Consider the following 24,564-nt stretch of genomic DNA (forward strand, 5'->3'; position numbering starts at 1 on the left):
CCTGTATAAGGCAGGTTACCCACGCGTTACTCACCCGTCCGCCACTCAGTCAACAAATCGTCATCCCGAAGGAATCGTGATAAGTTGCTTCGTTCGACTTGCATGTGTTAAGCACGCCGCCAGCGTTCATCCTGAGCCAGGATCAAACTCTCATAAAAAGTTTTACCTTAGCTTAGTTCTGAACGAACTAGCTTAATAGTTTCGTTTCCGTTTAACATTACTGTTATAAGGATAATCATTTCTAAACTTATGTTTAACGATTGATTAACTCGCTTGAATTTTTTCAAAGAATTTTCAAGGTTGTCATTCTGTTCAGTTGTCAAGGTTCTATATCTTCAAAGCCTTGTATTTACTGGCTTTGTTTTGTTTTTGTGTTGCTGCTGTATCGCAGCGACTTGTATATAATATCACCTCCCTTTTATTATGTCAACACCTTTTTCGCATTTTTTCTGCAATTTTTTTACTATATTTTATATTTCAATCTTTTTCTTTTGTTTAGACATTTATTTTCGAAGTTAAAAAAAGCCCCAACACCGCTTGGTTAGGGCTTTTTTGGCTTTTTATGTCTTTGCTCTCTACTATTGTTTTAAAATGCCTTTTCTCTTTACTATTATTTTAAAATGCCTTTTCTCTTTACTATTATTTTAAAACATCCTTAGCCTGATCTGTTATTTCTCTTTGGTATGCTATTTCATTTTCTATATTTCTTGCTTCGTTATTTGCTATATACGCTGCATCCACTACTTTATTTAAAACCTGTCCTACACTATCTGCCTTCTCTTTTTGCACCTTAGAATTTTCAAATATTGTATTCATAGATGTAACTGTTTCTGATACTGAAGACTGCACCTGAACAATAGTATCTGTAATTAACTTTGATGATTTGGCTGACTGTGCTGCTAAATCTCTTACTTGGCCTGCTACTACCGCAAAGCCTTGACCATGTTCTCCTGCTCTTGCTGCCTCTATTGATGCATTAAGTGATAATATATTGGTCTTTTTAGCAATTGAGCCTATTACTCCTGCAAACTCTTCAATTTTTCTTGATAATTCTTCTAATTCTCTAATTTTAGCTGATGATTCCTCAACTACGTTGTTTAACGTTTCAATCAATTTTAAAATTTCTTCTACGCTTGAAATACTTTCTTTAACCAAATTTAGAGATGTATCTGATGAATTAATAACATCAAATGCGTGTTTTTCCAAACGTTCTTGTGAATCGTCAAGCCCATTAAGGATTCTTGTCAAATCATCTGCAAGTACATCTTTTTCCATGCGCACCCTCCAATATTAAATTTATAGTAATTTTATTGCATCATTCACGTTTCCTACTGCTATTAAATTTATTCTATCACTATTTTTAATATTTTTCAAGCATACCATTGGCAATATCACATTTTCAAATCCTAATTTTATTGCTTCATTTATTCTTTGTTGTACCTGGGAAACCGCTCTTACTTCTCCTGATAAACCAACTTCCCCAAATATAACAGTTTTGGAGTCTATTGCCTTATTCTTAAAAGAACTAACTAAGGCTAAAACTACGCCTAAATCTAGAGCTGGCTCATTTACCTTTATTCCTCCTGCTATATTTACATATGCATCACTTCCTGATAAATGAATTCCCGCTCTTTTTTCTAGTACTGCCATTAATAGATTTACTCTATTATAATCCATTCCCGCTGCCGTTCTTCTTGCCATACCAAAATTAGAATCACACACAAGAGCCTGTATTTCTACCATTAAAGGTCTTGTACCTTCCATAAGGCAAACTACTACAGAACCTGATGAATCCTCTGGGCGTCCATTTAACATATATTCTGACGGATTTGGCACCTCTACTAAACCTTTTTCCTGCATTTCAAAAACACCTATCTCATTAGTCGAACCAAATCTATTTTTTACGCCTCTAAGTAGTCGATATGATGCATACCTATCTCCTTCAAAATAAAGCACTGTATCCACCATATGTTCAAGCATTCTTGGTCCTGCCACAACCCCCTCTTTAGTTACATGGCCTACTATAAAAATCGATATATTAAGCCCTTTAGCCAGTTGTAAAAGTGTCTGTGTAGACTCTCTTACCTGGGATATGCTTCCTGGTGCTGCATTTACTTCTTCTTTAAACATTGTTTGAATTGAATCTATTATTACAAGTTCCGGTTTATGTTCCGTCAATACATTTTCTATGTTATTAAGATTGGTCTCGCATAATACATTTAATTCTCCCTTGCATTCACCGATTCTATCAGCTCTTAGTTTTATCTGCTTTAGGGACTCTTCACCGGATATATATAATACTTTTATGTTTTTATTTGCCAAGTTATAACACATTTGTAAAAGCAATGTGGATTTTCCTATACCTGGATCACCACCTAGGAGGCAAAGGGAACCTTGTACTATTCCTCCCCCTAAAACCCTGTCTAATTCTTTCATATCTGTTGATATTCTATCTTTTTCTTCTAGGTCTATACTTTTTAATGGAACTATCTTTGCATCTGTATTTATTGCGCTTACTATTCCCCTTGTACTTGTGCTTTTCTTTGTTTGTGCTGGCTGTTCTACTAATGTATTCCAAGATTTACATGATGGACACTGTCCAAACCATTTAGAATATTCGTTTCCACATTCCTTACAAAAAAATGCTGTTGTTTTAGCCTTTGCCATATTACCTCCCTAATTTATAAAAGGCAGTCAAAACGCTTCTAATACGAAGCATTTTAAAACTGCCTTAGATTTAATATTAAATTGAATCTCTTAAGCCTTAGCTATCTCTACACTTACAGGATTATCTCCTTCAAAACCAACTGACAAAACAAGCTTGCCGCCCATATTAGTCTCCATGCAACCAGCATCTTTGCCGTTTACTTTAATATTGTAGGAAGAACCTTCTTCAAGTTCAAGTGTAATCTGTGCATCTTCTGCTCCTTCTACCTTAAACTCAACACCACCTTCTGTGAATTTAAAATTACTAACTGCTGTTCCTGGTACTGATTCATATACAAATGAACCATTTCTCTCCAATTTAGTAATTTCATTAAATGTCTTTACCTTATAAGTATCGCCTAAATGCTCAAAATCAGATAGTTTAGATTTAGTATCCAACTTGTAGTTACCAAAACTTAATGTACCATCACTCTCTGAACGAAGTAATTCATTAACAACTGACATTTAATTATCCTCCTATATTTCTTTATATCTAAATTATACAATATTAATTATCCCAATTCTATATAATTCTATTTAACAAATTGGTTTTATTTATTTTTCCCTCTTTTTAGTGTAAAGTGCAATTTATCTTCCTTAACACTAACCTTTACTCTATTGCCAATACCTACTTCTCCATCAAGAATTTTTTCTGCTAGAGTATCCTCGATTTCATTCTGAATTGTTCTACGAAGTGGTCTTGCGCCGTATTTTTGATCATAGCCTTTATTGGCTAACCATTCTCTTGCTTTATCATCTAATTCTATAGATAATTTCATCTGTTCCATAATTCTCTTATTTAGATTAGCTATCATAATATCTACGATTTCTCCAATCTGTTCCTTAGATAACATATGGAATACAATTATATCATCTATACGATTTAAGAATTCAGGTCTGAACATTCTCTTAACTTCGTCCATTACTTTTCCCTTCATTCTTTCGTGATCCTGTTCTTTAGTTGTTCCAGAATTAAAGCCTAGGTTCTTTGGTTCTACGATATTCTCTGCACCTGCATTACTTGTCATTATTATGATTGTATTTTTAAAGTCTACCTTACGGCCTGTTGAATCTGTAATATGGCCATCATCTAGTACCTGTAATAATACATTAAATACATCTGGATGTGCTTTTTCTATTTCATCAAAAAGAACAACTGAATAAGGGTTTCTTCTTATCTTCTCACTTAGCTGACCGCCTTCATCATATCCTACATATCCTGGAGGTGAACCAATAAGCTTAGACACTGTGTGCTTCTCCATATATTCGGACATATCTACTCTTATAAGAGAGTTCTCTGTTCCAAACATTGTCTGAGCTAATGCCTTTGATAATTCTGTCTTACCAACACCTGTAGGTCCAAGGAAAAGGAATGACCCAATTGGTCTATTAGGATCTTTAAGTCCTACTCTACCTCTTCTAATTGCCTTAGAAATAGCTGTTACTGCTTCGCTTTGTCCTACCACTCTTGCATGTAGTGTTTCTTCTAACTTCATTAATTTTTCAGATTCAGCTTCTGCAATTTTAGAAACAGGTATCTTTGTTTGAATTGCTACTACATTAGCAATTTCATCCTCGTCCACAACTAAATGGCTTGATTTCATTTCTTCTTCCCAATTAGCCTTTAGTTTTTCTAATTTCTCTTTCTTTTTGCTTTCCTGCTTCTTTAAATGACTTGCTTCTTCGTAAGCTTCCTTTTTTATAGCTTCTTCCTTGCTTTCTGATATTTCCACTATTTCTTTTTCAAGCTTCTTAATATCATCTGGCATTACAAAAGCATCTAATCTTGTCTTTGAAGAAGCCTCATCAATTAAGTCGATTGCCTTATCTGGTAAAAATCTATCATTTAAATATCTATCAGATAATTTAACTGCTGCAGTTATTGCTTCATCTGTGATTGTTACTTTATGATGCATTTCATATTTTTCCTTAAGGCCTTTAAGAATTAGAATTGCTTCATCTACTGATGGTTCTTCTACCTTTACTGGCTGGAAACGTCTCTCAAGAGCTGCATCTTTTTCAATGTGCTTTCTATATTCTTCTAGAGTTGTTGCACCTATTAACTGTATTTCACCTCTTGCAAGGGATGGTTTTAAAATATTAGATGCATCTATAGCACCTTCTGCTCCGCCTGCTCCAATTATTGTATGTAATTCATCTAAGAAAAGTAAAACATTGCCATCTGCTCTTACTTCAGCAATAACTCTCTTTATTCTTTCTTCGAATTCGCCTCTATATTTAGAGCCTGCCACCATTGCTGATAAATCAAGAGTTAAGAGTCTCTTATTCTTAATTGTCTCTGGAACGTTACCCTCTACTATTCTTAAAGCTAATCCTTCTACTATTGCTGTCTTACCTACACCTGGTTCACCTATTAAGCAAGGATTATTCTTAGTTCTTCTTGATAGTATCTGAATTACTCTTTGAATTTCATTCTCCCTACCAATTACTGGATCTAATTTATCTTCTGCTGCAAGCACTGTTAAGTCCCTTGAATACTGATCAAGTGTTGGTGTCTGACTTTTCTTAGAAGAAGCCCTACGTCCTTGTGTAAATTCATCCTTATATTTAGATGAATCTATTCCCATAGATGTAAGTGTGTCTGTATATATCTTCTTAACTGAACCACCTAATGTATTAACAAGTCTTGCTGCAACGCAATCTGTTTCCTTAATTAATGCTATTAAAATGTGTTCTGTTCCAATTAATTCTGCATTAAATCTTGTTGCTTCCTTAGCTGCATTCTCTATAATTCTACGAACTCTAGGTGTAAAGCCAGCTGGTTCCTTAAGATTTACAATATTATCAGGTGCAATAAGCTGATTAACTAATGTTATTATCTTATCTTCTGTAATATCATTATTTATTAAAACTGATGAGGCTACACTATCTTCAGCTTTAATTAAGCCGAGGAGTATATGCTCAGAGCCAATGTAACCATGGCCAAGTATTGAGGCCATATCCTTAGCATGCTGTAAGCTTTCTTTGGCTTTATTAGTATATTTGCCCAACATATTTATCCCTTTCTTTTTTATCAAACTTTTAAAGTTATTATATCACGTTAATTAAGAAATCCCAACAAATAAAGAATTAAATAATAATAAACATATTTTAAACTATAATCTTGTCTTTTTCTTTAATAGATAATATGGACCAAAATATGTAATTGCTGCAACCATTAATGAAAGCACTACGGCTACAAAATTAGAGCCTACTAAATCTAATCCATGAGTGTATGTAAATGATACAAAAAAGCCCATTATAACAGCACTTATAACTGGTTTAGCAAATGCCTTTACTAGTGGTAACTTATATCCAATTTCCATATAAAGAGTTTTAAAATTAAGAACTGCAATTACTAATGGGAATAATGTATTACCAACTACTAATCCATATATTCCAAGACCTGTAAACCTTAGTAAAATATAATCTAAAATTATATGAATTAATAATGAAATTGCTGAGTGATAAACTGGTACTTTCATCTTATCTATAGCCTGCAATGCTGAACTTGAAACTGTTGAAAGTGTATAAAAAACAACAGATACTGCTCCGATTTTAAGCATTGTAGCTCCTTCTAAACTATTATATTTAGAAAAAAGCATTCTTATAATACCCTGTCCTAATACCACTAAACCTATAAATGAAGGTATTGCAATAAACATATTAGTCTTTATTGTCTTGTTTAATTTTTCCTTGGCCTTAGTTATGTCCCCTTCTGTAAAGGATGAAACCATTGCTGGTAACATAGATGCTGACATTGCAGAAGCCACGCCTTGTGGAATACTAATAAGTAAAATATAGCATGAACTATATGTTCCTAAGTCAATTGTTATACTATCAATTACTGTTCTTGATAAATTACTAAATAAAATATCATCAAACACTGCACTAATCTGGTAAAAAGTCTGACCAAGTATAATAGGAATCATTGTGCAGATAATAATCTTATAAATATTAGATGCTGGTTGATTATCTGTATGCTTATCTTTTTTTACCATCTTCTTAAATCTTGGTCTATAAATTGCATAAAGAAATAGCATAAATAATAAGGCAGATAATGCTCCAAGTGCAGTTCCTAGTGTAGAACCTGCTGCACCATATGCCGATCTATTAACCGATGTCTTATATGCATTCATTAATAAATATCCTGCAAGAACACTTACTACAGCATTCACTATCTGTTCTATAATCTGTGAAACTGCTGTTGGAATCATTGTTCCCTGGCCCTGGAAAAATCCTCTAACTACTCCAAGAATTGCTACAAAAAATATTGTTGGCGAAAGAATTCTTAAAGGGATCGCAAGACCTGGTGTGTTCCCTGAATAAACTACATTTTCAATAAAATCCGCACCAAAATATAAGAAGGCTGCTGCCAATCCGCCAGTTATTATTCCTATTGTGATTGAGTAATTAAATACTCTTTTGGCACTTTTGTATTCTCCTTTAGCAAATCTTTGAGAGACTAATTTGGATACTGCCATTGGTAAACCATATGAAGATAATACAAGCATTATATTGTAAACATTATATGCTACTCCATAAATACCATTTCCTTCACTACCAATTATATTAACTACAGGAATTCTATAAAGCATTCCTATAATCCTTACTAGAATTCCTGCAATTGCAAGTATTCCACCATGAATTAAAAAGTTGTTTTTCTTTTCCATTTTAAATACTTCCTTTGTTTTTATTAGCTTTATTTAAAATAATAGTTTTGTCGCATTTTATAACGATTATTAGAATAACATATTATGTAATTTTTTTTAATACCAATTAAGCTTTTATTTATAAAAAAGCTCTATTATAAGGTTTCCCCCATAATAGAGCTTTATTTTTAAAATTAACTTACACTACGTTAGACTTATTTAACCTCTAAATCTGCGACTTTCCACTTGTCTTTAACTTTAACAAAGGTAAATGTATATGCTGTTTCATATGTCTTATTACCATCTGTCCAATCAACATATAGATTACATGAAACATCTATTGAGAAACAATCACTAGAATATACTCTTAAATTGCTAGTTTGCTCATCTCTAAATTCATATGTAAATTTTTTACCTACAAGGAATGCCCAAACAGCAGGAATATTCTCCACATAGCTTCTTGCCTTGCCTACCATATATCCAGATAAAGTATCTAGGCTACCTCTGTTTATGATATATTTACCATAACACTCAAGGACTTCTAAACCTAACTTTGAGGCTGTATCCTTAATTGATTCATCCTCTGGATAATAAGCAGTGATTGTATTCTTATCCTTGCCTGTCTGAAGTTCTTTATCTTTAAAAACTACCTTAACTTCTGGCTCAACATTTAAGCCAGTTATTGTATAAACATCATTAGTTGGTGCTTTAACATATTTTGAAACATTAAGGCATGGTTCAAAATTAACTGCTGTTTCTGTGCGATAACTTTCAGAAACTTCTACATCATTAATATAAAGCTTACTTCCACTTGGTACATTTATCTTTAATTCATTATCATCACTAAAGCTGCCAAATTTTACATTATCAAGCTGCCATTCATTAAAAAAGCCACCCTTTTTCTTAGTCTTTAGTGCGACCTTACAAATTGCTGTATCTCCTGCTTTTACAACATACACAGGATTTTGTGCGCTATATTCACCAAGCTTTTTAGAATATGTAATTTCGTTATCCTTTGTTAATTCCTTTACATCCTCTTTAAAGCTATCTTCTGTCTCAAATTCTGTAAACTGAATGTCTGATTTATTCATAAGCTTATCAAGTTTACCTGATTTTACTTGATTAACTATTGTCTTCATTTCATTTACAGGCATGCTTTTTTCATAGTCCTTTAAAAAAACAAATAGGACCACTAAAGTTACTACTGCAACTGCAATTAATACCATTGAATAAATAAAAAGGAATCTTTTAAAATTAAATCTCTTTTTTCTCTTCTTATTTACTTTATTTTCCATATTTAATTCCCCTTAATTATTAATATCTTATTTTATTAAAAACGCTGTTGGACAAGATCTTGGTCCTGTTGGTGAATATGGATTATTAATTACTGAACCATTGTAATACATCTGTGTTGATGTACCACCATCCATTACTGATGCATTAACTGCACCATACTGAGCCATAATATCCTGTAAGTCAGCAAATGTAGCTCCCATACCTGTTATCTGTCTACCATCTGCAACAAGCAATAAAATCTTACCATCTGCTGTCTGTCCTATAGCTGTTCTAGGATTTAGGCCACCGCCTGTTCCTGAAACATCCTGCATTTCTCCATTAACAATTAAGAATGGGCCTATTGTATTACTAATACTTACGCAATCTCTTATTCCAAGTTCAATTGCCTTTGCTTTAGTCATATTACCAATTACCAATTTATTGTCATTAGAAATTCCTGTTACATGATATGTATCTGTATCATTTCCATTAAGAACTTCTCCATTAACCATAACAAGGCCAACTGGCATAGCTGTATATGTTGTTATACCATCAACAAACTCACCACCGTTAATACCTGCAACCGCACCATATCTAGCAGCTATATCTGCAACTACAGCGCCATCACCTTCGCAAAATGTTTCTACAGTACCAACAAATAGTCTGCTTGGGTCATCTACTATCATTAATTTACCCTTAAATGAACTTCCCTTAATATCAACCACTTCGATATTATCTGAGCCCTTAAGGCTTTCAGTATTAACAAGGCCTGCATCAGTAATATCCTCTGTATCCTTAATACTGTTCTCCTCTTCGATTTTAGCTATTTCTTCTTTAGAAACAAACATATTAGCTAAAAAACCAATTGCTGATGTCTCTCTAACTGAAAGAACAAATTCTGTTCTAGCTGTCTTTGATGGACCATATACTAACATTGCCATAACGCCATAAAGAAAGGCTAGCAAAATAGCTAGTGTAACTAAAACAGTAAGCACAACTCTGTAAATATTTCTTATAATTTTCTTACTCATTTATACACTCTCCATTAACTTCTTCTTTTTTAAAAACCCATTGTTTTTGAGCCTTGTAGCTTGCAAGGAATAGGCATAAATCAACTATAATCTTGCAAAGACCTGTAAAGAAGCTATTTAAATTTAACATTCTTACAAACACATCTACAATTACAAAAGAACAACAAAGGATAATTAACCATAAGATATAATATCTAACAAAGGTCTTGATTCCATTATTTTTAGAATTAAATACAAGGTTTTTGTTAACCAAATAATTATATATTGATGAACAAATTCTTGCTGTTGCTGTTGCTATTAGTATTCTTGCGTCAACTACTAAAATTCCAAGTAAAAGGAATGAAATAAGATTAAATAAAATATTGTCTATCATCCATGATGTAATAGAACTTAATGTATATTTAAACGCTTTTGATCTGAAAAAATATGCAAAAATAACTTTATAAATCTTAATTGAATCCTTTATAGGATTAAAATGTGATGATTCATTATCATCAATGTAAACTGTCTTAATAGAAAGCTCTTTAAAAGGAATTTCAAGAGACTTCATTGCAAGAAGCATATTAGTTTCATATTCATATCTTTCCCCTGATACTTCAAGTAAAGGCTTAATAAATCTAGTTGGAATTGCCCTTAGACCTGTCTGAGTATCAGTTATTTTTAAATGGCAAAATGTCTTAAATATACCACTTGTAAGATTATTACCAAACTTACTTCTAGCAGGTATATCATCCTTTGAAAAATCTCTTACTCCTAAAACTAGGACATCTTCCCTATTCATTAAATCAAGACATCTTTCCACATCTTCTGCTTTATGCTGATTATCTCCATCAACAGTTATAACACCACTATAACCTCTTCGATTAGCTAGAAAATATTCAAAAGCTGTCTTTAAGGCTCTTCCCTTTCCCTTATTAACTTCATGAACCAAAAGAGTAACACCCTTTATCTCTTTAACGACCTTAAATGGTTCTTTATGATTATTATCACTTCCATCATCCACTACTAAGATATCATCAAAGCCCCTATTTACTAGGCCATTAACGACGTCTATTAGTTTTTCATCAGGGTTATATGATGGAACAATTATTGTGTTTTTCATACTTCACTCCTCATTTCTACAACCTCTTTTTCCCAAAAATAATACTTCGTATTATTCAATCACACCATAGAATGATATAATAAAAGTACTTTAAATGCAACAAATTATAAACACACATTTTATATATGTACTGTTTGCAATTAATGCTTTAAAGTGTTAAAATGTCATAGATTAGTTTTTCTCTATAATCTATGCATTTAAGAGGGAAAAAAATTAAAAATGGAGAGTATGATATGGAAGACACAATTGTTGGTTTTATTGGGTTTGGGCTAATTGCTGGTTCAATTGCTCATGCACTAAAAGAATCTAAGAATTCATACAAGATTATGGCCACAAGCAGACGCATAGAGCCTATTCTTAAAGCAAAAGAAGACGGAGTTGTTGATTTAGCTTGTGAATGTCTTGATGATAATTTTAGTAAATGCGATTACATAATTCTTTGCACACCTGTTGTTACAATTACAAGTTACTTATGTAGGCTAAAAAGCATTATTAAGCCTGGTTGTATTGTAACTGATGTAGGAAGTGTTAAAACTATTATTCATAAAGAAGTGTCAAATCTTGGGATGGATTCTTGTTTTATTGGCGGTCATCCAATGGCTGGTTCTGAAAAAACAGGTTACGAATATTCTTCTTCTTCAATTCTAAATAATGCTAAATACATTATTACACCTACCGCAATGACAACTATGGCTCAATTATCACGTTTTCAAAAATTTATAAAAGACACTACAGCCACACCACTTATTATGGATTATGAAACCCATGATAGAACTGTAGCAGGAATTAGTCACTTGCCTCACTTAATATCAACTGCACTTGTTAAGGTGGTTTCGGAAAATGATGATCCTGAACACCATATGCAATGTCTTGCTGCTGGTAGTTTTAGAGATATGTCTAGAGTTGCCGAGAGTTCTCCTGAAATGTGGGAACAGATTTGTATTAGTAATTCAACTGCTATTTCAAAACTACTAGATCAATATATTGATGTGTTAAATGAAATTAAGAATAATTTAGACAATCAGACACCAGGTTATGTGGCATCGCTTTTTGAATTTTCTAGACATTATAAGAAAGATAAGCCAAAGCTATAATTATAAATATGTGTAAAAAACCAACCCTTAGGTAGATTTTTCTAGCCTTTGGGTTGGTTTTTATTTGTTAAACTCTAAAGCATCCTCCACCAACAAATTCTCTTAAGATTGAATTTATTGGAACATTATCCGCATTGCACGGAAGGAAGTAATCTAAGAATTTAAGCATTCTTTTTGCTTCCTGGTACTCTGGTTCATCCTCTCTTATAGAGAATAACAAAGGTTCTGCAATTGGTTTTAGTACACATAATTCATAAGGCATTGCTGAATTAAACATTACATCTGCTTCCTCTTGATATGGGAAAATATTTCTTTCTTCACCTCGTCTTACAGACTCCCACATAGATAATGTCTTCTTAGCATTAGCCCCTCTAGTTCTATAATCTCTAACTAGTCGTCTAACTAATCGTCCATCTGTTGTTGACACTCTATTGTGTTCATCAACATTTAACTGAGTTAAGGCGCTAATATAAATTTTAAATTTGCTTTCAACTGGAAGTGTGTATGATAATTTATCATTAAGGCAATGTATTCCTTCAATTACAAGAATATCATCCTTTCCAAGTTTTAATTTTTCACCGTTATATTCTTTCCTACCAGTCTTAAAATTAAATCTTGGTCTTTCTATTTCCTCACCATTTAAAAGCTTTGTCATATGCTCATTAAATAATTTAGTATCAATTGCTCCCAAACATTCATAATCTGGATCGCCATTTTCATCTATTGGTGTCTGTTCTCTTTCTACAAAATAATCATCTACTGCTATTGGATGTGGCTTAAATCCACTTGCCATTAACTGAACTGATAATCTATGAGAAAAAGTTGTCTTTCCCGATGAACTTGGACCTGCAATCATAATAAATTTTGTTTGTGGTCTTTCTTTTATTAGATTGACTATTTCCACTATCTTCTTCTCTTGTAATGCTTCTTGCACAAGTATTAAAGAGCCAATATTACCATCTCTTATATGATCATTTAATGCACCAACAGTGTCTAAATCAAGCATATGTGCCCACTTTGTAGACTGATCTAATACATTAGCTAACTTTATCTGTGGAATAAATTCTGGAACAAGCTCAGGATTCTCCTTTGTTGGTAACTGTAACACAAATCCATGGGCAAATTGGTATAAATCAAAATACTTTAAAATACCTGTAGAGCGAGCCATAAAGCCATAATAATAATCTACAAATCCATCTAATTCATAAACGTTAATTACAGAACTTCTTCTGTAATTAAATAGTCTAACCTTGTCTTGCATGCCTTTTTCTTTAAATAGCTTTAGGGCATTACTTGTACTATAAGTCTCTTTATTTATAGTCATATCCGCTTTAACTAATCTATTCATTTCGTTTTTAAGACTAGTCAAGAATTTGGCTGTTATTGGTTTTTTATTAGTTGTGTCACAAAAAAATCCTTTAGCAATTGAATATTCAACTCTTACACTTCCATATTCCTTATTCTTATCTATGTTATTAAAAGCAGCTAACATAAGCATTAATACACTTCTTTTGTATGTATCAATTCCAATAGATGATTTAGTTGTTATATATTCTATCTTCTCATCTGTAATTTCTTTATCATAAATTTCTTTTAATTTACCATTAACTTTTACTAGAATAATAGTTTCATCTAACTCCTGCTGTTTTTTTGCTACTAATTCTACTAATGTACTCATAAGTCCACCTCCACGTAATTCATATAAGTAAAAAAGGGCCTTATTTAATCATATCAAGTGCTTTTTGTCTAAATGTCTGTTCCTTGTTTAGATATTCTAATCTAGGAACCACTGCTAGATTCCCCTTTTTGACTTCATCTGATAATTGTCCGCATAATATACCATTATTATACATCTCTCTATTTAAAAAGTCTTGCAAAACTTTGCTATCCCTTTTATTAAAATCCCTACCGAATCGTAGTTCTAAATCTGATAAGTTCATTTTGCTACCCTTTTTATAAGTGGCATTTATTATCATATAAAACCTAGGGGCTTCAAAAATTATTTGTTCATTGGTGATTTCAAATTCATTATCATCTAGATATTTTCTAAATGCATCAACATCTGACTGTGGGCTAAATACAAATCTATTGCCATATTCTAGTTTATCCTTACCAGCCTTTAGAATATCTCTCATTAGCATTCCGCCCATACCTGTAATTGTTATTGTATCGACCTCGCCCTTTTTAAGTCCTTCTAATCCATTAGACTGTCTTGTTTGTATACGGTCTGATAAATTAAAGCTGGCGATATGCTCGCCAGCTCTTCTTACAGGTTCTTTTCTTAAATCCATAGCTATAGCCTTCTTAGCTCTGTTAGTAAGTAATAGATAAATTGGTAAAAAACCATGGTCACAACCTATATCTGCCACAACCTCACATTCACTAACAGATTCTGCTACAGCCTTTAATCTCTTAGAAATATTAACCTTCATAAAACTCCAAAAATCTTTTTAATCTTAGTCAAGGTAATCCTTTAACTTCTTACTTCTACTTGGATGTCTTAGCTTTCTTAAAGCCTTAGCTTCAATCTGTCTAATACGCTCTCTTGTAACGTTAAATTCCTTACCTACTTCTTCAAGAGTTCTTGCTCTTCCATCGTCCATACCAAAACGAAGTCTTAATACTTTCTGCTCTCTTTCTGTAAGTGTTCCAAGTACTTCTACAAGCTGTTCCTTAAGAAGTGTTGAAGCTGCTGCCTCTGCTGGAACTGGAACATTATCATCCTGAATAAAGTCACCTAAGTGGCTATCTTCTTCCTCACCAATTGGTGTTTCAAGAGAAACTGGTTCCTGGCTAATCTTCTGGATTTCACGAACTCTCTCAACTGGTAAATCCATAACTTCTGCAATTTCTTCTGGGCTTGGTTCTCTACCTAATTCCTGAAGTAACTGTCTTTGAACTCTAACTAATTTATTAATTGTCTCTACCATATGAACTGGAATTCTAATTGTTCTAGCCTGATCAGCAATGGCTCTTGTAATAGCCTGTCTAATCCACCATGTTGCATATGTTGAGAATTTGTAACCCTTAGTGTAATCAAATTTTTCTACAGCCTTAATTAAACCTAAGTTACCTTCCTGGATTAGATCAAGGAACTGCATTCCACGTCCTACATATCTTTTGGCAATTGATACTACCAAACGTAAGTTAGCTTCTGCTAAACGCTTCTTAGCTTCCTCGTCTCCTTCCTCCATTCTCTTAGCATATTCGATTTCTTCATCTGCTGATAAAAGAGGTACTTTACCAATTTCCTTAAGGTACATTCTTACTGGGTCATCAAGACCAATACCGTCTGGAACTGAAAGGTCAATTTTTTCAATATCGATATCGTCGTCATCATCAAGTAATAAATCATCATCATCGTCTTCGTCTTCATTCATCTTAACATCGATATTCTTCTTCTCTAGATATTCAAATACCTTTTCCATGCCTTCTGCTTCAAGCTCAACATCCTGGAAATGATTCATAATTTCCTGATAATCAAGGACATTCTTCTTTCTTTTTGCAATTGCAACAATTTCTTCAAGACGTTCTACAAATTTAGCCTGCTGCTCTTCCTTAGTCATTTTCTTAGACTCTTCTTGTGTCTCTGACTTCTTTGTTGTCTTTTTAGCAGTTGTCTTTTTTTCATCTGTCTTAGTAGTTGTCTTTTTTGTTGTCTTAGTCTTTTTTGTCTCCTCTGATGTCTCTGACTTCTTTGTTGTCTTTTTAGCAGTTGTCTTTTTTGTTGTCTTTACTTCTTCTTCAACTAATTCTTCCTTTTTCTTTGTTGCCATGGTATTTAATACCCCTTTCCTTCTTTATAATCTAATGTTTATCTCATTTAGTTTTTGTTGTTCTTTAATTATTTCTTGCATTCTTATAGCATCTGTAACTGTATTAAACTCAGTATCTAAGCTGTTTTTCTTAACTTTTCTTACAATATCATTAAGCGCTCTTTCTCTTTCCTGCTTACTTAAATTCTCATCTAAATCAGAAGAAAAAAGACTTGCTACTATTGCTGCATCAGATTCATCTGTATAATCTCCTACTATTAAAGCAGGATTTGGATTTCCCATTTTTATCTGATCATAAAGCTTTGTTGCAACAGAATTTAATAGAGGATCTATAAAATCCTCAGGCTTTATAACATTGGAAATCTTGTCTATGATTGATACATCATTAATAAGCCATGTAAGTAACAATTTTTCTGCCTGTCTTACTCCACTTTCTATTTTCTTTTTTGGAGCGCTTGTACTCGGCTCACTTGCATTATATTTAGCGCCATTTACAATTCCCATCTTATTTCCAAGGTTAGCAACCATCATCTGCATTCCCTCAAGAGGTATTACAAAGCTATTACATACTGCCTTAATATAATTGTCCCTTTCAAGCTTTTCACTAAATCGTAAGAACATATTAGCAACTTCTTTTTCAAATGCTGTTTCTTCTGCTGGATCTGATCTATTATATCTTTTTTCTACAATAGATACTTCAAACATAAAGCTATTAGTTGCCTTATCTATTCTTTCCTGGAAAGCATCTGCTCCAAGTGCTTTAATAAATTCATCTGGATCTTTATAAGGCTTCATATTAATTACCTTAGTATTAAGCCCTACCTCTGCAAGCAATGGAATGGCTCTTAGTGCTGCCTTAGTTCCTGCCTCATCAGAATCGTATGTTATAAGTACAGTATCTGTATATCTTTTTAGTAGTCTTGCATGTCCCGGTGTTAGCGCTGTTCCAAGGGATGCCACTGCCTGTGTAAAGCCAGCCTGATGAAGAGATATTACATCCATATATCCTTCACATATAATCATGTTCCCTTTTCTTGAACTTCTTGCAACATTTAATCCATAAAGATTTCTACTTTTATCAAAAAGCTTAGTTTCTGGTGAATTTAAGTATTTTGGTTTGGCATCTCCCATAACTCGTCCACCAAATCCTATAACTTTATTATTAACATCCATTATTGGAAAAATAACTCTATTCCAAAATTTCTCATGAACTTTTGCATCGTAGGTAAATAAGCCAGATTCCTTTAAAATATCATCTGTATAACCTTTTTCTTTAAGAAGCTTATATAAGCCCCCTGAGGATATTGGTGCAAAACCCAATCCATAATTTGTAATTGTCTTATCATCTAGCCCTCTTTTGCCAGATAAATAATTTAGTCCTGAAATACCCTGTTCTGATTTTAGACAGTGATAATAATATGTTGCTGCTATTTTATTTATCTCTAATAGCTTAGTCTTTATATCCTTGTCTTTTCTATCTTCGTAGGAGTATTTTTGTTCAGGCAATGCTACTCCTGCCTTTGTAGCTAGCATTTCCACAGCTTCTAAAAATGTGTAATTCTCATATTCCATAACAAATGTTATTGCATTACCACCTTTACCACAACCAAAACAGTGATAAAGCTGCTTTTGGCCTGATACACTAAAGGATGGTGATTTTTCATTATGGAATGGACATAAACCCATATAGGAACTGCCACTTCTTTTTAGTTTAACATAACTTGATACTAGGTCTACAATGTCAGTTTTACTAAGTACTTCCTCTATTACTTCACGTGAGTACATATATTTGTTGACCTCTCATAAAAATTTAGCAATGTCTAGTCTTTCCATGACTTTGGAACAAATATCTCTTTAAATTTCATTATTGAGTATTGATCTGACATTCCCGCAATATAATCGCATACCACCTGTTCTTCCTTCTGATTAAAATCAGTTATGAATTTCTTATAATTAATTGGTAGCTTATCAATATTGTGGATATAATATTCATAAAGTTCTGTAATTAGTTTATCGGCCTTTTCCTCTTCCTTTTTGGCAGCAGGATTTAAATATAAACTAGTAAACATATACTCCCTTAATTCCTTCATGGCCTTCCCCACTTTATCAGACATAAAAATACCATTCTCATTAAGGCTATTAATAACGATGTCATTAACAAGAGTATTAAGCCTCTGCTTTGTGGTATTACCAAGTATCTCTGTAAATTCTCTAGGGATGTCACTCTCTGAAATAATTCCTGCCCGAATACCGTCATCAATATCATGGTTAATATAAGCAATCTTATCCGAGAGACGAACTACCTTTCCCTCAAGTGTACTAGGATTACCTGAGGTTCTATGATTTAGAATACCATCTCTAACTTCCTTAGTTAGATTTAATCCCTTACCATCTTTTTCTAGGAATTCCACCACTCTAACACTTTGTCTAAAATGAGCAAATCCTAGGGGACAGATTGAATTAAGCACCCTTTCTCCTGCATGTCCAAAGGGTGTATGTCCTAAATCATGACCTAGGGCGATTGCCTCTGTTAAATCTTCATTAAGTCTTAAGGCTCTAGCTATAGTTCTTGCTATCTGGGAAACCTCTAAGGTATGTGTAAGCCTTGTTCTATAATGGTCCCCTTCAGGTGCAAGAAAAACCTGTGTCTTATGCTTAAGTCGTCTAAAAGATTTACAGTGTATAATCCTGTCCCTATCTCTTTGATAAATTGTTCTTATATCGCATGCTTCCTCATATCTATCTCTTCCCTTAGACATGTCTGAAAATGAAGCAAAGGGAGATAGAATTTCATGCTCTAATTGTTCCTGTCTTTCTCGAATATTCATATTAGTACCTTCACTTTCTGAATAAACATTTAAAAAACCCTACACTTACTTTATTCAACAAGAAGTTTTTATTTCCTTTTTTATTTTCAAATTGTTTTTTGAAATTGTATATTCCTTGACTTATCTAGTATAAAACCGTACAATTAATTAAAAATATTTTTTAGGAGGAACTAATTTTGGATTCCCATAGTACGATCCAATTAATAACTATTATTGTTTTACTTTTACTCTCAGGTTTTTTCTCATCTGCAGAAACTGCCTTTGTAACAGTAAATAGGATTAAATTACGAAAACTTGTAGATGAGAATAATAAAAAAGCTATTCTTGTAACTAAAATTCTTGATAATCAGACTAAAATGCTAAGTGCGATTTTAGTAGGAAATAACATTGTAAACATTTCTTGTTCTGCTCTTGTTACAACTTTTACAATTAGAGTATGGGGAAATTTTGCTACAGGTATTGCAACAGGTATATTAACGGTCTTTGTACTTATTTTTGGTGAGATAACACCTAAGAATGCTGCAACTAAATATTGTTTACAATTATCTCTTTTATACGCTCCAATTATTAGAGCTCTTATGTTTGTATTCACACCAGTAATATGGATAATTGATAATATCTCTGGATTTTTCCTTAGACTTATTGGAATTAAAGACGATTCGGCAGATGGTAAAATTACTGAAGACGAATTAAGAACTATTGTTAAGGTAAGCCACGAAGAAGGGGTTATTGAATCCGATGAAAGAAAAATCATTTATAATCTCTTTGATTTTGGCGATACTACAGCTAAAGATGTTATGATTCCAAGAATCGATATGGAATTAGTTGATGTAAATGCAAGTTATGAAGAGGTTCTAGAAGTTTTTAGAGAGACACAGTACACAAGATTACCAGTTTATGAGAAGGACTCAGATAATATTATTGGTATCTTAAATATTAAGGATTTAATTATCACTCCTCAAAATGGTGAGTTTAATATACGTAATATTATGCGAGATGTACGGTATACATTTGAACAAAAAAACACTTCAGAATTATTCCGCGAAATGCAAGTTAATTCAACAAGTATTGTAATCGTACTTGATGAATATGGTTCAACTGCAGGTATGATAACAACTGAAGACTTACTTGAAGAAATTGTTGGCGAAATTAGAGACGAATATGATACTGATGAAAGGGAAGGTATATATAAGATTCGAGGTAACACTTATCGTGTTGATGCTTCATTTAAGCTAGATGATTTAAATGATTACCTAAATCTTCACCTTGAATCAGAAGATAACGACTCTATTGGTGGATTAATTCTTGAAAAATTAGATAGAATTCCAAAAGCTGGCGATAAATTAACAATTGATAATGTCTGGTTATTTATAGAAAAAGCCTCTACAAAAAGAGCTGAATCTATTATTTTAAAACTTCTTGATACAACAAAGAATGAAGATTCTAAAAAATAATCAGTCAGTAGGCTCTAAATATTAAAAATTAAAGGAGACATAATTCATGAAATTTATTTCTTGGAACATAGATTCATTAAACGCTGCCATTACAAGTGATAGTAATAGAGCGGTTCTTACAAGAGAAGTTTTAAAGACAATTGCAAGTAAAGATGCAGATATTATTGCAATTCAGGAGACAAAACTTCCAACAACAGGTATGAATAAAAAACAAGAAGCTGCACTTAATGACTTCTTCCCTGACTATGACTATGAATGGGTAAGTTCATGCCCACCTGCAAGAAAGGGCTATGCTGGAACTATGGTTTTATATAAGAAGGGCATGGATGTTAAGGCAGATTTCCCTAAGATTGGTGCCCCAGAAACTATGGATGATGAAGGTAGAATGATTACCCTTGAACTAAAGGATTATTTCTTTAACCTTGTATATACTCCTAATGCAGGAGATGGCCTTAAGCGCCTCAAAGAGCGTCAAGAATGGGATAAATGCTATGCTAACTATTTAGCTAATCTTGATAAAGAAAAGCCTGTTATTGCCTGTGGTGATTACAATGTAGCTCATACAGAAATTGATCTTGCTAACCCTGCATCTAATCATATGTCAGCAGGCTTTACTGATGAAGAAAGAGAAGGCTTTACTAATCTATTAGCTAAAGGCTTTACAGATAGCTTCCGCTATACTCATCCAGATGAAAAGGGATGTTATTCTTGGTGGTCACAGCGAATTAAAACTAGTAAAATAAACAACTCAGGTTGGAGAATTGACTATTTTTTAATTAGTGATAGATTAAAAGAAAGACTTGTTTCCTCTGAAATGATTGACTCAGGGGAAAGACAAGATCATGCTCCAATTTTCTTAGAGCTTAATTAATTTATTAGATGGTAATTAATAGATAGTAATTAATGGATATAAAAAAGCTAGGAAGAAATATCTTCCTAGCTTTTATTATATTCATATCATAAATATTCATATCATAAATATTAATATTGTAGATATTCTTTATTATAATACATTAATTATAATGCCTTAATTCTATCAATTGCTCTTATTGTATTCTCATATGAACCAAAAGCTGTAAGTCTAAAGTAGCCTTCACCACTTGGACCAAATCCTGAACCTGGTGTACCTACTACATTAGCTTTTTCTAATAAGTAATCAAAGAATTCCCAACTTGTCATATTATCTGGTGTCTTTAACCAAATATATGGAGCATTTACACCACCTGAAACTGTGTAACCTGCATCTGTTAGACCCTTTAAAATCACTTTAGCATTATTCATATAGTAATCAATCATGCTCTTAGTCTGCTTTTGTCCTTCTTCTGTGTAAATTGCTGCACCAGCTCTTTGTATAATATATGGTGCACCATTAAATTTAGTGCCATGTCTTCTAGCCCAAAGACTATGAAGCATTACATCTCCACACTTTAAATCCTTAGGAATAACTGTAAAGCCAAGTCTTGTTCCTGTAAATCCAGCATTCTTAGAGAATGATCTTAACTCAATAGCACATGTTCTTGCGCCTTCACATTCATAAATTGTATGTGCTACATCATCTTCTGAAATATATGCCTCATAAGCTGCATCATAAATAATAACTGCGCCAACCTTATTGGCATAATCTACCCAACGCTGTAATTCTGATTTTGTAATTGTTGCACCTGTTGGATTATTAGGGAAGCAAAGATAAATAATATCAGGAGTTTCCTTTGGTAATTCTGGTGCAAAATTAGTTTCTTTAGTACATGGCATATAAATTACATTAGACCACTTACCAAGATCTGGAAGGTAATCTCCTGTTCTACCTGCCATTGCATTAGTATCAACGTATACTGGATAAACTGGATCACAAACTGCTATCTTATTGTCCACAGAAAAAATATCACCAATATTACCTGAGTCTGATTTAGCACCATCTGAAATAAAAATCTCATCAGCCTTTATATCAGCTCCACGTCTCTTATAATCAAAATCTGCAATTGCATCTCTTAAAAACTCATATCCTAAATCTGGTGCATAACCTTTAAATGTCTCTTTCTTACCCATTTCGTCTACTGCACTATGAAGAGTATCAATTACTACAGGTGATAAAGGAAGAGTTACATCTCCTATACCAAGTCTAATTATTTCCTTATCAGGATTAGCTAATTGATATGTGTTAACCTTCTTAGCAATTGTTGAAAAAAGATAACTTCCTGGAAGCTTTAAATAATTCTCGTTAATCTTAAACATAGAGTCCTCCTAACATTTTACTACAATGAAATTATTATAAAGCCACAAAAGGTTAGTTGCAACTAAATAAAGCAAGACCTTAATATATAAAGTCTTGCTTCTAATATAGCTTTAAGCATCAAGATAAAATCTTAATAATCTCTCGTATTCTGTATTAATTGCTAATAAAATATCCTTATCACCACTCATATTATCAGGATGATAAATCTTAGCTAGGGACTTATATCTCTTTTTTAGAGTTTCTAAATCATGCACTCCTTTAAAGAATATCTTAACCCCATCAGCATTAACCATTGTCTTTCTTGCTTCTCTATATACCTTGTCCTTAAAAACAAGTTTTTCTCTTTCAAATCGTTCCTTATCAACTGTTAATTGTCTATTTTGTTTTTCTAATATCTGCCACTTCTGGTCATATAATTTTTTCTGATTCTCTAATTGCTGCTTAAGAAGCATATTCTTACTTTGTTGGCGTTCTAGCATATGCTTTTGAATATCAATTAGATTACGTTCATCCTCTAGTGTCTTATCTAATTCCTGTAGACGCACATGTTCTGTAAAAAGCCATTTTTTTTGCTCTTTTTCACTAAGCTCTCTAAATTCTTTAGTCTTATCGTGCGTCTTAATCGTCTCAGGGTCAGATGTAAACTTAACTTCCTCGTCTTGTATCTTCTCTGTCACATTATTATATTCAGTCTCAATATTTGATGTGTTAACTTCTTTCTTAACAGCACTTTTGTTGACACTTCTATATGTATCATCTTTCCATTTAATTTGAGCTATATTCTTATCTTTAAGATTTGTTTCTAGGTTAGCATCATCAAATTCATTTACGCCTGAAGCCATAGCAATTCTGACCGCAACATTCTTGGCATAATTCTCAATATTAGAATTGCCATAATAATTAGTCTTATAATTTTCTTGCATAATTCACTCCGTTTTTTACGATCAATTATTAACTTTATGTTAAAACTAATTTAGTTTTTAGTCAATATTTACTTTTAATAGTAAAGATAAATTTGTATATTTGCCACGCCAAGATGTAATGTGATTTTCTCTACATCAAAAAAGAAGAGACAAAATTAATTATGCCTCTTCTTATCTAGTAAACTTATGTTTAATTGATCTATTTTGTATATCTTAAATGTTCTGTGTAAGCTAAAAGGAATGGACCAACACCCTTAGCATCATCCTTAACAATAGGTTCTGACATATAGTAGTCATATGTTCCAGGACGTCTATTGTTACCACCAAGACCTGCTACTAAGCAGATGCCATCAAGGGAAATTGTACCATCTTCATTAGCCTTAAGGTATCTTTCTTCAATACCCTTTAGGGCCTTCTCACCATATTCTCTATAGCTTTCTGGTAAGAATCCTAGTCTAACACCCTTAAGGAGGGCATAAGCCATAATGGCACTACCAGATGTTTCAAGGTAGTTCTTATCCATGCCACCAAAGTTAACAACCTGATACCACATACCTGATTCATCCTGGTATTTAAGCATAGAATCCATGAGATCTACAAATGCTTCCTTCATCATGTTACATTCTTCATCATATTTATGATCTTTATTATCAACTTTATCAAGTGTGTCGAGAAGAGCCATAGCATACCAGCCAATTGCTCTAAGCCAAATATTCTGTGAAAGTCCAGTTACTTTATCACACCAAAAAGCTTCCTTGCTTGTATCAATTGCATGATAATAAAGTCCATTAAGTGGATTTCTTAAATTCTCAATCACGAATTTAAACTGGCCAAAAATATCATCATAGTTAGCTCTATTATTGAATTTAGTTTCATATTCCATGTAAAATGGCTGGCCCATATACATACCATCTAGCCATACCTGATTTGGATAAATATCCTTATGCCAGAAATTACCAGACTTAGTTCTTGGCATAATCTCAATCTGTGAATATACTAAATCAATAGCTTTCTTATACTTTTCCTTACCTGTAAGTTCGTATAATTCGAATAAAGTCTTACCAGCATTAACATTGTCAATATTCTTCTCACCAATACTATATCCGTCAATGCTACCATCGTCAAATACTCTATGATCAATAAATTTATCTGCAAAATCAAGATACTTCTTATCACCAGAGATTGAATACATCTCTAAAATTGCCTTAATCATAACGCCATCGATGTAATTCCACTTTGACTTAATTCCTGCCTTTAACTTCTCAATATTCCAAGCTGGAGTATCAAGTGTGCTTCTTTCCATTAGCCCGTCAATATACTTTACTATGATGTCCATTTGTTTCTCCTTAAATCTCCCTAAATTTGATTGTCAAAACTACCAATCAACTCCCTCATTTTACCCTATACGATATAAAATATCAAGATAGTAAAAAGCCCTAATTTACTTGACATTGCCTAAATTATGTCAGAAAATTATACCATACAAGATT

At 32.9% G+C, this 24,564-nt stretch carries 19 protein-coding genes and 1 rRNA gene; 3 read left to right on the plus strand and 17 right to left on the minus strand.

What is annotated here, in order from left to right:
• The 9 genes from T537_RS0106635 to T537_RS0106675 all read right to left on the minus strand — a co-directional run.
• Positions 1-158 (minus strand): 16S ribosomal RNA (locus tag T537_RS0106635); the annotation flags it as partial.
• A gap of 481 nt (positions 159-639) precedes the next feature.
• Complete coding sequence (locus tag T537_RS0106640) at positions 640-1,275, minus strand: methyl-accepting chemotaxis protein (RefSeq protein ID WP_027438422.1); 636 nt, start codon at positions 1,273-1,275, stop codon at positions 640-642.
• 21 nt (positions 1,276-1,296) lie between these two features.
• Positions 1,297-2,667, minus strand: a complete 1,371-nt coding sequence (gene radA, locus T537_RS0106645) for a DNA repair protein RadA (protein ID WP_027438421.1) — start codon at positions 2,665-2,667, stop codon at positions 1,297-1,299.
• A 90-nt stretch (positions 2,668-2,757) separates the two neighbouring features.
• Complete coding sequence (locus T537_RS0106650; protein WP_027438420.1) at positions 2,758-3,171, minus strand: hypothetical protein; 414 nt, start codon at positions 3,169-3,171, stop codon at positions 2,758-2,760.
• An 86-nt stretch (positions 3,172-3,257) separates the two neighbouring features.
• The gene (locus tag T537_RS0106655; protein ID WP_027438419.1) at positions 3,258-5,720 is read right to left on the minus strand and encodes an ATP-dependent Clp protease ATP-binding subunit; all 2,463 of its coding nucleotides are present in this window, start codon (positions 5,718-5,720) and stop codon (positions 3,258-3,260) included.
• Between the two features lie 102 nt (positions 5,721-5,822).
• Complete coding sequence (locus T537_RS0106660; RefSeq protein WP_031556807.1) at positions 5,823-7,379, minus strand: putative polysaccharide biosynthesis protein; 1,557 nt, start codon at positions 7,377-7,379, stop codon at positions 5,823-5,825.
• Between the two features lie 194 nt (positions 7,380-7,573).
• On the minus strand, positions 7,574-8,653 hold the full coding sequence (locus tag T537_RS0106665) for a hypothetical protein (protein ID WP_027438417.1): 1,080 nt from the start codon (positions 8,651-8,653) through the stop codon (positions 7,574-7,576).
• A gap of 27 nt (positions 8,654-8,680) precedes the next feature.
• Positions 8,681-9,664, minus strand: coding sequence for a phosphodiester glycosidase family protein (locus T537_RS0106670; protein WP_081775493.1), 984 nt, complete (start codon positions 9,662-9,664; stop codon positions 8,681-8,683).
• On the minus strand, positions 9,657-10,766 hold the full coding sequence (locus T537_RS0106675) for a bifunctional glycosyltransferase family 2/GtrA family protein (protein ID WP_027438416.1): 1,110 nt from the start codon (positions 10,764-10,766) through the stop codon (positions 9,657-9,659). Before T537_RS0106675 ends, T537_RS0106670 begins: the two co-directional genes overlap by 8 nt.
• Before the next feature lie 233 nt (positions 10,767-10,999).
• On the opposite strand from T537_RS0106675, the gene T537_RS0106680 reads away from it, so the two are divergent.
• On the plus strand, positions 11,000-11,860 hold the full coding sequence (locus T537_RS0106680; protein ID WP_051555002.1) for a prephenate dehydrogenase: 861 nt from the start codon (positions 11,000-11,002) through the stop codon (positions 11,858-11,860).
• 67 nt (positions 11,861-11,927) lie between these two features.
• On the opposite strand, the gene T537_RS0106685 is transcribed toward T537_RS0106680, so the two are convergent.
• The 5 genes from T537_RS0106685 to T537_RS0106705 all read right to left on the minus strand — a co-directional run bounded on the left by T537_RS0106685 (position 11,928) and on the right by T537_RS0106705 (position 18,464).
• Positions 11,928-13,538, minus strand: a complete 1,611-nt coding sequence (locus T537_RS0106685; RefSeq protein WP_027438415.1) for a nucleoside kinase — start codon at positions 13,536-13,538, stop codon at positions 11,928-11,930.
• A 40-nt stretch (positions 13,539-13,578) separates the two neighbouring features.
• The gene (locus T537_RS0106690; protein ID WP_051555001.1) at positions 13,579-14,292 is read right to left on the minus strand and encodes a class I SAM-dependent methyltransferase; all 714 of its coding nucleotides are present in this window, start codon (positions 14,290-14,292) and stop codon (positions 13,579-13,581) included.
• A gap of 24 nt (positions 14,293-14,316) precedes the next feature.
• Positions 14,317-15,426, minus strand: a complete 1,110-nt coding sequence (gene rpoD, locus T537_RS0106695) for an RNA polymerase sigma factor RpoD (protein WP_027438414.1) — start codon at positions 15,424-15,426, stop codon at positions 14,317-14,319.
• Between the two features lie 234 nt (positions 15,427-15,660).
• Positions 15,661-17,421, minus strand: a complete 1,761-nt coding sequence (gene dnaG / locus T537_RS0106700) for a DNA primase (protein WP_031556815.1) — start codon at positions 17,419-17,421, stop codon at positions 15,661-15,663.
• A 35-nt stretch (positions 17,422-17,456) separates the two neighbouring features.
• Positions 17,457-18,464 (minus strand): deoxyguanosinetriphosphate triphosphohydrolase, encoded by a 1,008-nt coding sequence (locus T537_RS0106705; RefSeq protein WP_031556816.1) that lies wholly within the window; start codon positions 18,462-18,464, stop codon positions 17,457-17,459.
• Between the two features lie 176 nt (positions 18,465-18,640).
• On the opposite strand from T537_RS0106705, the gene T537_RS0106710 reads away from it, so the two are divergent.
• Complete coding sequence (locus T537_RS0106710; protein ID WP_027438411.1) at positions 18,641-19,918, plus strand: HlyC/CorC family transporter; 1,278 nt, start codon at positions 18,641-18,643, stop codon at positions 19,916-19,918.
• Between the two features lie 46 nt (positions 19,919-19,964).
• Positions 19,965-20,789 (plus strand): exodeoxyribonuclease III, encoded by an 825-nt coding sequence (locus tag T537_RS0106715; protein ID WP_031556819.1) that lies wholly within the window; start codon positions 19,965-19,967, stop codon positions 20,787-20,789.
• A gap of 146 nt (positions 20,790-20,935) precedes the next feature.
• On the opposite strand, the gene T537_RS0106720 is transcribed toward T537_RS0106715, so the two are convergent.
• From T537_RS0106720 to T537_RS0106730, 3 genes are all read right to left on the minus strand, one after another.
• Positions 20,936-22,150 carry an LL-diaminopimelate aminotransferase gene (locus T537_RS0106720; RefSeq protein WP_027438409.1) on the minus strand — a complete coding sequence of 405 codons (1,215 nt, stop codon included), beginning with the start codon at positions 22,148-22,150 and terminating at the stop codon, positions 20,936-20,938.
• 111 nt (positions 22,151-22,261) lie between these two features.
• Positions 22,262-23,074, minus strand: coding sequence for a J domain-containing protein (locus T537_RS13065; protein ID WP_242839165.1), 813 nt, complete (start codon positions 23,072-23,074; stop codon positions 22,262-22,264).
• Between the two features lie 199 nt (positions 23,075-23,273).
• Complete coding sequence (locus T537_RS0106730) at positions 23,274-24,410, minus strand: glycoside hydrolase family 88/105 protein (RefSeq protein ID WP_031556821.1); 1,137 nt, start codon at positions 24,408-24,410, stop codon at positions 23,274-23,276.
• Between the last annotated feature and the right edge of the window lie 154 nt (positions 24,411-24,564).

The sequence above is a fragment of the Lachnospira multipara LB2003 genome (assembly GCF_000702205.1).
Taxonomy (GTDB): domain Bacteria; phylum Bacillota; class Clostridia; order Lachnospirales; family Lachnospiraceae; genus Lachnospira; species Lachnospira multipara_A.